The organism is Microcoleus sp. AT8-A3 (assembly GCF_036705675.1).
GTDB lineage: Bacteria > Cyanobacteriota > Cyanobacteriia > Cyanobacteriales > Microcoleaceae > Microcoleus.
Genome location: NZ_JAUBVD010000101.1, coordinates 1 through 12,101, shown reverse-complemented (window position 1 = coordinate 12,101; position 12,101 = coordinate 1). Strand labels below are relative to the sequence as shown.

The window sequence follows — 12,101 nt, the reverse complement described above, 5'->3', positions numbered from 1 at the left end:
TGCTTTCATTAGCTTTGATTACATAATGATATTTCATTATTATTGATTGTACCTCATAACAGCGAAAACCGCTGTATCTCCTGATTCCAAAGCTTTGCGGATAGCGGAGTTATCGGCTGATACCTCAATGCGTTGAAACTGGGGAGGAAGTTGTGCTACTTCACAAGCGAGTTTGATGGGCAACACTCCGCCATTCTTGCTGATAGTTAAGTGGAAACGCTGTAAGCTCAGGTTTTTCACACCCTGGGATTCGAGACACTTCTTGAGTTGTTGCTTCATCCAATCAACCCGTGTGCTATCCGATGCTGCTAGTTTACTCAGGCGTTCTGCTTCAGCTTTCCGTTGTTTGCTCAGAGCGTGGCGGTTGGTGATGGCCGCGCAGTAATTGTCTACTTTGATGAGCCATTGGTCGTGGGTGTTATCGCGTTGTTCGAGTAGTTGTTGCACCGCTGCTTCTAATTCGGGTGTGATTTCTTCACCTTCGATGCTGTCGATTAGCTCATCAAAGTCCTCCAGTTCGGCGGTGAGTTGGTGTAATGATTTACCGCGCACTCGTTCTTTTTCTCGGTGAGCATCGCAGCGACTGGAGATAAGAGCGCGTTGCTCTGGATTCATGTGTTGCCACGCTTGCTGCACAATTGAGTAGGATTCAGGAGTATCCGGGGTGTCGTGCTGTGCTGTTAGTTGAGCTTTGAGGGCGGTCAGTGCTTCTATTCCCTGTTCTGATGCTGCTAGCAATTGAGTGCAAATGGCATCCAATAAGGAGGTGTTGGGCGCGTAGATTCAGTCGATGTAACAGATTCCTGGGAGGCAGGTAATTGCGTCTTCTTTCTGGGCCTGATGTTCTCACCATTGTTGTTTGCACCCATTGCGATAGCCATTTCGTTTTAGTTGTGTTAGTTATTAGTTATGTGTTATTAGGTAGTTTTTAAAATAATCAAGTTGCCCCAAGTACGGACTTGAGGCAGAATTTATTACAGGATGATAACCAAAGTCAGATTAGCCGCAACTAATTGAAACTGAGCTTCTGTCAGCCCTATTGTTTCGCCGTCTTCTGTCACAGCAGCAATCACTTGACCGCATATAGCAATCCTAAAGAATTCACAAAAATTTATACTTTATAATGGTTGTGGAGTATAATACTTGCATACTGAATCTCAGTGAAAAAAACAATATGTGTGAGCAACAACCTTTAAAAGAGTTAAGTGATTTTATCGATAGCAACCCCTCCTTTAGCGAGAACTGAAGCGAGCAATGTCCGTAATGATGTGGATTGAGGGGATGCCTTGTTCTAAAATTCAAAAAATATTAAATGTATCAGCAACATTTATCAGTCAATGCAAAATGAAATTTATCGAAAATGGAGTTGAAGAATTAAAACTGAAGTATCAAGGGTCAAAAGCATATCTAAGTCAAGCGCAACGCCGGGAGATTATTAATTACTTAGATAGTCAAGTGTATTTAAGCCTACAGGAGTTTCGGTAATATCAGGATTTTCTATCTTGAAGGAGTGAAAAAACTAATAGGATCTTGAGCTGTAGCGCCATTGGCGATCGCCGCCAACCCAGATTTCGAGCCAAACTAAAACCCAAACCCCAAGCCCGCCATGCCCTTGCCTCCCCGAATACGATCGCTTTTATGCCCGGATGAGACGGTATTCTGAGTAATGGCAACAAAAGCGATCGCCCTATAGAGAGATGAGCTTTGACGTTTATGGCAAAACCCAAAAGGTATCCAAAAAATTGGCGAGAGATTGCGTTATCCGTGAAAGAAAGTGCGCTCTGGCGCTGCGCTAAGTGCAATCAACAATGCCTCCGACCCGGTAAGAAAAGTGGCTTAACCAAATCCGAACGATGTTCCCTAACTTTGACAGTGCACCACCGCAACCGGATACCGGAGGACAACCGTCCAGAAAATTTAATAGCCCTTTGTACTGCGTGTCACCTTTCTTATCACAACCGCGGGCAATCCAACGTATCACCCGGGCAATTATCGCTGTTCCCCGATGATGGCATTGACTGGGATATGATGGATTGCTCTCTGGAATCGGCAATTGAAAATATCAAAGAATATTAAAGAATTAGCAGAACTGCTTCAACCCTTGCAGCAAGAAGATAAAAATCTGCACGGAACACGCGCCGATTCTCACCAATACAAACTGAGGCAAACGCTTGCGGAAGCCGAGTTGCAAAGTTTCGAGCGGCAACATCAAATCAAGCTGCCCGAAGATTACCGTACCCAATTTATTTCTTTGAAGCTCCAGAACTCCCCGCTCAGCTTGAGTTAAACGAAGACAGGATAGTTATCAAAATCAATCTTTCGCCTTTCATCTTAGCCTAATCTTGACATAGTTGCTATTTGTAGGAAGCGCAAAGCAACCGACACAAACCGAGATTTTTTCCTTGAAATGCAGTCTGTCCCCGCCATTTGGAGGGGGCTATTTTAATTATCCAAAACCACCGGATTTGGTGAGGTCAGACTTAAACTGAAGCCACTACTATTATTTTATAACGTAATAAAAGGCAGCATTTATGAAGAAAAAACCATCAATACCAGATGCGATTCTGGCTATAGATTTTGGCGGCTTATCTACTAGAGTTTTCTGCCAAAGCTCGCAAGCAGCCAGTAAAGCAAGCTCCTTTGTAATGGAATCGCAGGTGGGGCCGGTGAGCCAAGACATAGCCAATTGTTTCACACAACCCAACCTCGCATCAGCATCTCCCGAAAATATTGCTTGGGTGGCAATTGGTAATGAATGCCGAGCCGTTGGCTACTTGGCAGCAGCGCAATTCAATGCTCACATCGGTTTAGCGGGACTGAAGTACAGTAGCGCTTTGTACAAAGCTCTAGCAGCTTTGTGGGTAGTGTCGCGGAAGTTAGATTTAGGCAATCAATTCAGCGCTGCGATCTCCGTTTTCTTGCCCCCAGGCGAATTTAATGACTCCAAGCAATTTTTTGAGCTATTAAGTCAATACTCGGCTTCATTTGAAACACCCACAGGCAAGCTATCCGTCACCCTGGACAAAACCCAAGCTTTGCAAGAAGGTGGCGGCATTGCTTTGATCCACAACAGTAATTTAGGTTCAGCTTTCAAGCAGCGGGTAACTGCCTTTGTTATGGTAGGATTTCGCAATGCTTCGGTAATAGTTTCGGCACGCGGTGCTGTCGGTAAGGGCAAAACTTCAGACTTAGGAATGGTAAGGTTGGTGGATCTAGTTCAAGAGCGAACCTCTAACTACGATGCTTCCCGTTTGGCTTTATCAATCGCTCAAGCGGGCGTAAGCTACAACCGCCCTTACTTTTACCGAATTGCTCGGAATCGAGAGGAGACAGCGAAAGATCGAGAAGTTGACCAATTGATTGAAGCAGTCAAGCTGTCTCGCTTCGACTACGCTCGAATGCTATCTCATTGGATTAATGAAGTGCTGCCGCCCGATTTAGATGAAATTGTATTTTGCGGGGGGACTTCTGAATATATGAAGCCAGAACTGCGAAATCAGTTTTCTCATTATTCGCTGTCTTGGCACGCAGGTATAACAGTGCCAAAAACGCTCGATCCTGATGGTTTAGGTTGCCGCATAGCTGATGTTTACGGACTATTTTCTTACTTCAAATCTCAGTTTGAGGTACTGAGGCAAAGGTCTGTTGCGGCAACTTCTCAGAGGGCAGAAGATACAACTTCCAGTTCAGGAGATGCTCCAGTCCCCACGACTGATATACAGAGTGTAAAAGAATGTGCTGAACAATCTACCAAGCCAAAATCTGAACAATCTACCAAGCCAAAATCTGAACCACCTACTCACCCAAAATCCGAGCCACCTACTAAATTAAAACTTGAGCAATTTACTCACGCTAAATCGGAGCCATCTACTGAACAAAAAATTGAGGAACCCACTGAACAAAAGACTGAAGATATTACTGAACAAAAAATTGAGGAACCCGCTGAACAAAAAATTGAGGAACCCACTGAACAAAAGACTGAAGATATTACTGAACAAAACACTGAAATTTGCGCTCAACAAAAGGCTGATTCAAGTATCAAAGATAGCTGCTTAGACGATTCTAATAAATTGAGTGATGAGCCGTCGTCCAATACAGAACCTTCTTTAGAGGAATCAGAAGCAAACTTAGATGCAGCTCTCTTATTGGGAGGGCCCTACCGAGGTGCTGGAAAGAAGGTGAGGAATTATGCCTAGAAAACGTTACAAGGAATTTTGCTGGCGCTGTCAAGTTTTGCCAGATTCCGAAGACGCTATCTTGCTGTCTTACCTACAAAATCATCCTTTTTTTAGCTTCAAAGAAACGATTTTACCTCTGATCAAAGCGCGGTGGCTGTTAGCAGCTTTACGCAATAGCGGTAGTCATTCTAGTACAGACTTAGAGTATTTGAGGCGAGAAAGCATTAATTTTTTGCTCAGGCAGATAGATGAAGTTTGCCGAGATGCGGGATTTAACTGTACCGAGTTAGGAGTAATTGCCCCTGGTATTTCTTCGGGTTTAATTCCTTTAGCTACTTTCTCTCACTTGTCGAATCCAAGTACATCTATTGCTACGGAATTAACTGCCCCTGAGAGTTCAAATCCCGCAAGTTTGCCCGAAGAAAAAGAACCCGAGGAATTTGCGGGAGAAATTGAGTTTGAAAACAGCGCATTTAACTTAGCTGGTTTCGATCCGGCAATGGTCGGACCTAGCTTTAGTTAAAAATTATTAAGTCTTGAATAGACATCGACATCCAGCAAGGAGGAATGAAATGACTAACATGATTCACTTGGTTGACGGCGAGAAAGGTGGCGTTGGCAAGTCGATGCTAACTCGGATTCTGGTTGAATTCAATCAGAAGTATGAACTGCTGTACACGTTAATTGATGGCGATTTTCAAAATCCTGACGTGCAGCAGCGCTATCCTGAATACAATGCAAAAATCGTAGCTTTAGTTGAAGATGAAGAGAAGTTTTTCGATATCGATATTATTTTTGAAACAGCAGTAGAAACTCCTGTGATTGTCAATTTACCAGCTCGGGTTTACGGCATTATCAACAAATGGATTGACGAAGCTAATTTAACCTCTCCTGATTTTAAAGAGCAGTCAGGAGTTGAGGTATGCAAGTGGTTTATTTGCGGGGGTACGACGGACAGCATTGAAATGTTTATTGACTCTTTCAACTACTTTGAAGGTCAGCTCAATCACATTTTTGTCCGCAATTTTGGAGTTTGCAAAGATTGGTCGCACGTACAAAGCCATAAGGAAATGAACAAGCTCATTAATAATTACCGAATTCCTGTGGTAGATTTGCCAGCTCTGAGTGCAAGAGAGCGCAAGTTTATTGATACGAAGCGGTTGTCATTTTCTCAAGCAATGAAACACTCTGAATTCTTCTTGATTAGTCAGCAGCGATTGCATACTTTTCTGGAAGACTGTTTCCGTCTGATAGAAGATGTAGGTTTGTTTAACAACGCACCCAATCGCAATAAAAAAGAAGTTATCGCGCCCCATGAACTAAAAAAAATGAGGAAATGCAGATAGAAAATGAGCCACAAAATGAGTAACCAAATAAGCAACAGGTTGTAAAGTCTCAGGAGGCTGTAATTTGTAAAAAAGGTATAGCGGTTCTTGGTCAGGTGAGGTATATCCTTGAAGCTCAAAATCTTGACAATCAAGGGATTCAGCATACTTCACTAGGGTGAGAAAGGCTATATCGTAAGCTTTTAACTAATGCGAACGGGAAGTCCCGCACTCTATCCGCATCGGATGAGTGGCGGGATGAAAGTGAGTCAGAAAATAAATGGAGCGATATCGGATGAGTGGCGGGATGAAAGTGAGTCAGAAAATAAATGGAGCGATAGCGAATCAATAGAAATTCTATCTGCTATAATCTGATCAGTATTCCATAATCTTGATAAATGTATAGAGCCTACAAATACAGAATCTATCCCACGAGTGAACAAGAAGCCTTGCTTGCAAAGTTTTTTGGCTGTGCGAGATGGTTCTGGAACTACGCCCTAAACCTATGTCAAGAAACCTACAAGAATACTGGCAAGGGATTGTCTAGGGGGTATATACAAGGCTTACTTCCTGCACTCAAAAAAGAATATGAATGGTTAAAAGAACCATATTCCCAGTGTTTGCAAGTAGTAGCTTTGAATCTATCCACTGCCTACAAAAACTTCTTTGACAAGAGGGCAATGTTGCCCAAATTCAAATCGAAGCATGGTAGGCAGTCAATTAGCTATCCTCAAAATGTCAAGTTTGAAGGCAACTCTCTCAATTTACCTAAGATTGGATTAGTACATTGTCGGCTTCATAGAAGCTTTGAAGGGGGCATTAAAACTGTCACCGTATCTCGCAATTCCGACGGTAAATACTTTGCTTCCGTTCTGATTAATGATGGTAAATCTCATCCCAAATCACTGCCAATTGACAAAGCTGTTGGGGTTGATGTTGGCTTAACTCACTTGGCAATTACTAGCGATGGTTCAAAGTTTGATCGTCCTAGATATTTTGCCAAACGCCAAAAGAACCTAAAACGCAAACAGCAAAAGTTGTCTTGCAAAAAGAAGGGTAGTCAAAACCGTAAAAAAGCAAGATTGGCAGTGGCAAAAGTCCACTCCAAAATTGCTAGATGTCGTGAAGATTTTCTACATAAACTATCCCGCAAGATAGTAAACGAAAACCAAGTTATTGCAGTGGAAAATCTCAATGTCAAAGGCATGGTCAAAAATCCTAATCTAGCCTCATCGATTAGCGACGCTGGCTGGGGTATGTTCTGCACCATGCTCAAGTACAAGGCTGAAAGTGAAGGTAAAACTTATATCGAGATCGATCGATGGTTTCCTAGCTCAAAGACTTGCCATGTCTGCTTAAATCGAGTTGATCATCTCGCTCTTGATATTAGGGCATGGACTTGTAAGCATTGTGGCACTCACCATGACCGTGATGTAAATGCAGCGATCAATATTAGAAATGAAGCCTTGCGGATGCTGGCGTTAGGAACTAGCGCTTCAGCCTGTGGAGGGGATGTAAGTCGATCTGGTAAAACTTCGGTTTTGCTAGACGCCCCGCCCCGTTGAATCAGGAAGCCAGCGCTGTACCGCCTAAGTGGTCAGCGTCTGGTAGTTCACGAATCTAAATTAGGGCTTACACACACACTCTACTGATAGGGTGTGCCGAAACCAGCCCGCTGGCTGAGTGCAATCAACGCAGTTGTGTTATCCCAGGCGTTGGTTCTTAGCAATAAACGTTGCTTATTGCGTTTAAATTCTGAAAATAAGAAGATTGATCGATCGCCCGCTACGAGATTTCCAGGGTTTCAAAAACTTCTTCACCACTCCTGAACGGGCTGGGTGTGCCGAAACGCATCTTACTACAGGTAGTGTCTAAACCGATTTTACGTCCAGGAGGGTAAATTTTACAGTCGATGTATAATGCACTCGTTATGGGAGGGAAAAAATGTGAATTCAGACTATAAAACAATACGCTTGGGTTAGCGCTTTCAGACGAATTTTATTTCACTAATTTTTGGGATATAGAGACTTGTGAAAGGAAGTCAGATTGTTCTTATCCCAAGCCTATTAGACTCTAGAATGCGCGATGCAGAACAGCATAAAGATTAGGATTTTGATTAGGTAGGAGGTTAAATGTCCGATCGACTTTTAGAAGAACTTTCCGAAGTTGACTCTCAAGAGTTTGGCGAGATATTGGAAACGCCAAGGGAACAGGGCAGACTTAATAATACCAAAAAAAATTCCCTACAACCCACTGAAAAATCGCAAAATTTGCCCGATTCTCCAGATACATTTCCAGAAGATGCAGTAGAAGAAAAGTTGAAATTAGATGGGAGTAAGCTAAATGAAAAGGAGTTTTGGGAACTCATAGACGATGATTCGAGGGAAAGAGAAGCTCTGAACAGAGAGCCTTTATCTGCCCCTCCCATGTACGAGAGAGATACTGAGTCACTAATCAGCCAGGTACTCAAGGGCAAAGACTCTAAATTTCGCTCTCATGTCATTCAGACAGCTTACCGATACGGTCTCAATAAAAATGACCCGCTTTTTATCGTATTGCTGGCTACAGGTCAACTCGAACTGCTGTTAGAAAAAAAACCACAAGAGATTGACCAGTTTTTCAAGAATTGGCAATCTCAATGGCAAGGTGATTTGAAAGATTCTCAAGCTGTTATTTCTCAAGAACTGGAACAAGTTCGCCAGCTTACTGAAAATTGGGAAAAAGAAAGCAGGGAGTTTTTAGAACGGCAGGGAAAAGCGGCTGTTAAGGTGCAACATCGCCACATTTCCAACTCAGTTTCCACCCTAGTGCGACAAGCAGCTTTAGAGAAAGTTGCTCACGATATTTGGTCGGTGATTTTTGGGAGCGGGGTAGTGTTAGGGGCAATGGCGATCGGCGCTTTTATCGGGTTAGCTGTGCCCCGGTTCATTCCACCGCCTGAACTCGACCCAAAAGGGCCGCGCCAGCTCACTTTAGAACAAGCCGTAGCGCTCGAATGGGGGCTGAGCAAAGAGGGTCAGTTTGCTCGCAAGAACGCGGATACAATTCAGTGGGCAACAAGCAATGAAGGAAAATATGCTCGCCAATTTATGAGCTGGAATCAAGCTTTGTTGAGCGAGAAAGGTGGCAAAAAACTGTGTGAAACTGAGATAAATCGATTGGGGGTGACGCTGACAGTAGAGGGTAAACCTGCACAAAAAGGATTTTGTACTTTGTGGATTCGCTCCCCTCAAGAACGAGAGTTTGTTCCTTGAGGGCAAATACTAAAATTGAGGATGGGATGTAAAGAAGTTAGCTTAACAGGAGAAATCTATGATTGCCAATTTGAACAATCAGCCGTTATCGAACCACAATCAGAAGCAAGTACAGTCGCAAATATCGGGTGTTTTAGTTGCACTAAACGACCCATTCGATGAGATGGTTTGGGATTACTGTTTGAGTCAAACATACCCAATATCGGAACAGATTAAGATTGTACTGAGTGCTTTCTGGGGGCCGTTTGCTGCCAAAAATGCTAGCAAGTCTCCCGAGCGAGTGCGAGCGGTAGCTTGTTATTCACTGCAACAATTAGCAGCTCAACAAAAATTGATTGACTCAGTGTTTGAACTGTCAAGTGAATCCACTAAAATTTCCGAAGTTATTGCTGTTCTCAAAAGGAAGAATAGTTGTGAGGCACTCAATCAAGCTTGTGTCTGTTCTCAATCTGTTCTAAATACTGCAATTCGGTGGGAGTAAGAGCCGTTGTTCTTTCTAACAAGTTGAGGATTTATATCTCAAAAGGATATAGATTTCCTAATTGGTGAAGTCGGTCAGTGCGATCGCAAATTTCTTGAAGTCCGGGTTGATTGTCTAGCGGTACAGCAGTGAGAGCCGAGTGTTTGAAGGTGTACAAGTGCATAGTAACGGTGGGGATGTGTCGCATCCACACAGTTGCCGTTTTCTCGCCGACTGACTGAATGCGGCCTAACCTGCCGTTAACATCTTCGCGATCTGGCGCGTACACCTCTACTAAGGAACCAATTTTGAGCGTCAGGTGGTGGGCGATGGCAGGTTGCTTTTCAGGTTTTACCGAACGACATTGCCCCTGTAAAGTTTTGGCAACTTGAGCCGGACGACTACGAGCATCATTTGCCAGTATAATTGGTATATTGCCAACATCTTAGCTAAAAACATCATCGATTGGCTTATAAACAACTATGCCAACTTCAACGATCAATGTTCAACTCAAAGAAATTATTGCCCAAATTCGCCAGGGATTAGAAAATCTTTATGGCGAACAGTTAATCCGAATCATTCTCTATGGTTCCCAAGCCAGAGGCGATGCTAGACCGGACTCCGATATTGATATATTAATCCTTCTCAAACAACCCTTCAATTACTCCCAAGAAAGCGAGCGTATTTCTGTTTTGATTGCCGATATATGCTTAGAACATACCGTCGTGATTAGCTGTATGTTTGCCACACTTCAGAAGTACCAAGAGTATGAAAGCGGTTTCTTTCGCAATATCCGTCGCGAAGGAGTCCCAATATGAACCCAGAGCAACAAAGGTTACTTGATAAAGCTGATAGAACTTTGCAGGCTGCACGGGTTTTATGTGAGCAAGGCTTTTTTGATTCTGCCGCTTCCCGCGCTTATTATGTGATGTTTTACATAGTCACTGCATTTTTAGAGTCAGAGAAATTATCTTATTCTCGCCACTCCGCTGTCATCGCCGGTTTCGGTCAAAAATTTGCTCGTTCGGGCCGCGTTCCGGTGCAGTTCCATCGTTACCTAATAGATGCCCAAAAAACTCGATTAGAAGCTGACTATAACGCTGATATACAAATCTCACAAACAGACGCAGTGCAAACAATAGATCGGGCAGAAGAAATGCTCAACTTTGCTTTGGCAAATATTGATTCTATTCCTCCATCCTCTCCTTGATTGAGTAGATAGCCTGCTTTCCACTCCTGCACCCGCCAACTAAAGAAACCGGGTTTTTCAGCAGATTCAACACTGCGATTCAGTATTTTCGTAAAAAACCCGGTTTCTGGGCCTCCCTCTTTGAGTCCTATATATTAACTTTTATTATAAAAACTCCGATTTTGCGTAAAAATACCCCGCGAAATCCCAATACACAATGGAAGGCTTTCACCTTCGGAGCAAATTCACTCCCCAAAAACTATGACAGCCACAACTATGCCGATCGCCCCTATCGCCCCTTACAGCCACCGTCTAGCCACCGCAACCGACGCAAAGGATCTCGCCCCTCTCTGGCAAGCATTCGCTGCTGAACGCGAATCGATCGACCCCTCAATGCTAGTCAAACCTAACTTTGAATTTGAAAAATACGTCATCAATTAAATCAAAAAACCCCTTTCTTTCTGCTGGTTATTAGAACACAGCGACAGCATCATCGGTTGTCTATTTATCTACTATTACGACGAAGCCCCGCCTGCAAATCTCCCCGAATATTTGATTCAGCAACACCATGAGGCACTCAATCAAGCTTGTGTCTGTTCTCAATCTGTTCTAAATACTGCAATTCGGTGGGAGTAAGAGCAGTTGTTCTTTCTAACAAGTTCAGAATTTCGACTTCAAACGGATCTAGATTTCCTAATTTGTGAAGTCGGTCAGTACGATCGCAAATTTCTTGAAGTCCGGGTTGATTGTCTAGCGGTACAGCAGTGAGAGCCGAGTGCTTGAAGGTGTATGACTGCATAGTAACGGTGGGGATGTGTCGCATCCACACAGTGGCGGTTTTCTCGCCCACTGACTGAATGCGGCCTAACCTGCCGTTAACATCTTGGCGATCTGGCGCGTACACTTCTACTAACGAACCAATTTTGAGCGTCAGGTGATGAGCGATGGTAGGTTCACCTTCAGGCTTTACTTTTTGGTCGCGCCCCTGTAAAGTTTTGGCAACCTTAGCCGGACGGCTGCGAGCATCAATCGCCAAAGCGATGACCTGCTTCTTGGTCATCCCCGCAGAGCGATTCAGTATTTTCCACTTCATATCCTCTCCTCCAATAGAACTCAGGGTATCTACTGCTTTAGCAAACTGAGCGTCTCTGCGAATTGTTTTTGGGGATGCCTTGAACTGTGCCCCCAACTTTGTCTCTGTTTTCAAGTGGTCAAAATGACCACTTGATTTTCTGTCTCCGCCGCGGGACTGTTTGGTGAGTTCGTACCAAGTGCCGCGCAAATAGCTGACTGACTCAGACGTGAGATTGCGGCGGCCGAGTTGATTGAGGAGCATCCAAACTTTGACGGTGTTAGGGCTGTCGAAAGACATCTCTACAGTTTGGTAGGGGATGCCGTGCGCCGTACAAATAGCATAGCGGTTGTGACCGTCGATGAGAATTTTTTCCTCAGCCCAAACCACCAAAGGGTCCCGACACCCTTTCTCTTGAATGCTGGCTTCTAAGGTAGCAAACTCGCTGGCACTCAAAGGAGGGATGAGCGTTTGGAAATCAGGGTCAATCCGCAGGGAGTCTGCAACAGTGTGGTGGTGCTTTTGGGTTGAGCCGAGCAAAACTACTACAGCACTTCCGGATGTTATGAGGTACAGTAGCAGCAATTAGTAAACCAGTTTTTGAGATGTTTCGGATTAATTAA

The 12,101-nt window shown here is 43.8% G+C and carries 14 protein-coding genes; 11 read left to right on the top strand and 3 right to left on the bottom strand.

Annotated elements, in window-relative coordinates:
* Window positions 1-39 precede the first annotated feature (39 nt).
* Window positions 40-759: a siphovirus Gp157 family protein gene (locus QUB51_RS29295; protein WP_333264397.1), complete on the bottom strand. Its 720-nt coding sequence runs from the start codon at window positions 757-759 to the stop codon at window positions 40-42.
* Between the two features lie 504 nt (window positions 760-1,263).
* On the opposite strand from QUB51_RS29295, the gene QUB51_RS29290 reads away from it, so the two are divergent.
* From QUB51_RS29290 to QUB51_RS29255, 8 genes are all read left to right on the top strand, one after another.
* Window positions 1,264-1,485, top strand: coding sequence for a hypothetical protein (locus QUB51_RS29290; RefSeq protein WP_332979205.1), 222 nt, complete (start codon window positions 1,264-1,266; stop codon window positions 1,483-1,485).
* 568 nt (window positions 1,486-2,053) lie between these two features.
* Window positions 2,054-2,287 (top strand): SMI1/KNR4 family protein, encoded by a 234-nt coding sequence (locus QUB51_RS29285; RefSeq protein WP_333264400.1) that lies wholly within the window; start codon window positions 2,054-2,056, stop codon window positions 2,285-2,287.
* Between the two features lie 244 nt (window positions 2,288-2,531).
* Window positions 2,532-4,196 carry a hypothetical protein gene (locus tag QUB51_RS29280; RefSeq protein WP_333264403.1) on the top strand — a complete coding sequence of 555 codons (1,665 nt, stop codon included), beginning with the start codon at window positions 2,532-2,534 and terminating at the stop codon, window positions 4,194-4,196.
* Window positions 4,189-4,701, top strand: a complete 513-nt coding sequence (locus tag QUB51_RS29275; protein WP_333264406.1) for a hypothetical protein — start codon at window positions 4,189-4,191, stop codon at window positions 4,699-4,701. Before QUB51_RS29280 ends, QUB51_RS29275 begins: the two co-directional genes overlap by 8 nt.
* Window positions 4,702-4,750: 49 nt before the next feature.
* Window positions 4,751-5,524: a mobilization protein MobD-like protein gene (locus QUB51_RS29270; RefSeq protein WP_333058072.1), complete on the top strand. Its 774-nt coding sequence runs from the start codon at window positions 4,751-4,753 to the stop codon at window positions 5,522-5,524.
* Window positions 5,525-5,901: 377 nt separating this feature from the next.
* Window positions 5,902-7,068 (top strand): RNA-guided endonuclease TnpB family protein, encoded by a 1,167-nt coding sequence (locus QUB51_RS29265; RefSeq protein ID WP_333264410.1) that lies wholly within the window; start codon window positions 5,902-5,904, stop codon window positions 7,066-7,068.
* 567 nt (window positions 7,069-7,635) lie between these two features.
* Entirely contained in the window at window positions 7,636-8,757 is a 1,122-nt protein-coding gene (locus tag QUB51_RS29260; protein WP_333058074.1) for a DUF6753 family protein, read from the top strand.
* Between the two features lie 58 nt (window positions 8,758-8,815).
* Entirely contained in the window at window positions 8,816-9,238 is a 423-nt protein-coding gene (locus QUB51_RS29255) for a hypothetical protein (RefSeq protein ID WP_333058075.1), read from the top strand.
* 31 nt (window positions 9,239-9,269) lie between these two features.
* Here the strand turns inward: QUB51_RS29255 and QUB51_RS29250 are convergent, their stop codons facing one another.
* Complete coding sequence (locus QUB51_RS29250; protein WP_333058076.1) at window positions 9,270-9,506, bottom strand: hypothetical protein; 237 nt, start codon at window positions 9,504-9,506, stop codon at window positions 9,270-9,272.
* A 193-nt stretch (window positions 9,507-9,699) separates the two neighbouring features.
* On the opposite strand from QUB51_RS29250, the gene QUB51_RS29245 reads away from it, so the two are divergent.
* The 3 genes from QUB51_RS29245 (at window position 9,700) to QUB51_RS29235 (ending at window position 10,847) form a co-directional block, all read left to right on the top strand.
* Window positions 9,700-10,035, top strand: a complete 336-nt coding sequence (locus tag QUB51_RS29245; RefSeq protein WP_015179744.1) for a nucleotidyltransferase domain-containing protein — start codon at window positions 9,700-9,702, stop codon at window positions 10,033-10,035.
* The gene (locus QUB51_RS29240) at window positions 10,032-10,427 is read left to right on the top strand and encodes a HEPN domain-containing protein (protein ID WP_015179743.1); all 396 of its coding nucleotides are present in this window, start codon (window positions 10,032-10,034) and stop codon (window positions 10,425-10,427) included. Before QUB51_RS29245 ends, QUB51_RS29240 begins: the two co-directional genes overlap by 4 nt.
* Before the next feature lie 240 nt (window positions 10,428-10,667).
* On the top strand, window positions 10,668-10,847 hold the full coding sequence (locus QUB51_RS29235; protein WP_172186618.1) for a hypothetical protein: 180 nt from the start codon (window positions 10,668-10,670) through the stop codon (window positions 10,845-10,847).
* A 136-nt stretch (window positions 10,848-10,983) separates the two neighbouring features.
* Here the strand turns inward: QUB51_RS29235 and QUB51_RS29230 are convergent, their stop codons facing one another.
* The gene (locus QUB51_RS29230; RefSeq protein ID WP_333264414.1) at window positions 10,984-12,018 is read right to left on the bottom strand and encodes a hypothetical protein; all 1,035 of its coding nucleotides are present in this window, start codon (window positions 12,016-12,018) and stop codon (window positions 10,984-10,986) included.
* Window positions 12,019-12,101 lie beyond the last annotated feature (83 nt).

What these genes read in the sequence shown, in the direction of transcription:
- QUB51_RS29290 (WP_332979205.1), top strand. Translation starts at nt 1,264, where the DNA reads ATGATGTGGATTGAGGGGATGCCTTGTTCTAAAATTCAAAAAATATTA.
- QUB51_RS29280 (WP_333264403.1), top strand. Translation starts at nt 2,532, where the DNA reads ATGAAGAAAAAACCATCAATACCAGATGCGATTCTGGCTATAGATTTT.
- QUB51_RS29275 (WP_333264406.1), top strand. Translation starts at nt 4,189, where the DNA reads ATGCCTAGAAAACGTTACAAGGAATTTTGCTGGCGCTGTCAAGTTTTG.
- QUB51_RS29270 (WP_333058072.1), top strand. Translation starts at nt 4,751, where the DNA reads ATGACTAACATGATTCACTTGGTTGACGGCGAGAAAGGTGGCGTTGGC.
- QUB51_RS29265 (WP_333264410.1), top strand. Translation starts at nt 5,902, where the DNA reads ATGTATAGAGCCTACAAATACAGAATCTATCCCACGAGTGAACAAGAA.
- QUB51_RS29260 (WP_333058074.1), top strand. Translation starts at nt 7,636, where the DNA reads ATGTCCGATCGACTTTTAGAAGAACTTTCCGAAGTTGACTCTCAAGAG.
- QUB51_RS29255 (WP_333058075.1), top strand. Translation starts at nt 8,816, where the DNA reads ATGATTGCCAATTTGAACAATCAGCCGTTATCGAACCACAATCAGAAG.
- QUB51_RS29245 (WP_015179744.1), top strand. Translation starts at nt 9,700, where the DNA reads ATGCCAACTTCAACGATCAATGTTCAACTCAAAGAAATTATTGCCCAA.
- QUB51_RS29240 (WP_015179743.1), top strand. Translation starts at nt 10,032, where the DNA reads ATGAACCCAGAGCAACAAAGGTTACTTGATAAAGCTGATAGAACTTTG.
- QUB51_RS29235 (WP_172186618.1), top strand. Translation starts at nt 10,668, where the DNA reads ATGACAGCCACAACTATGCCGATCGCCCCTATCGCCCCTTACAGCCAC.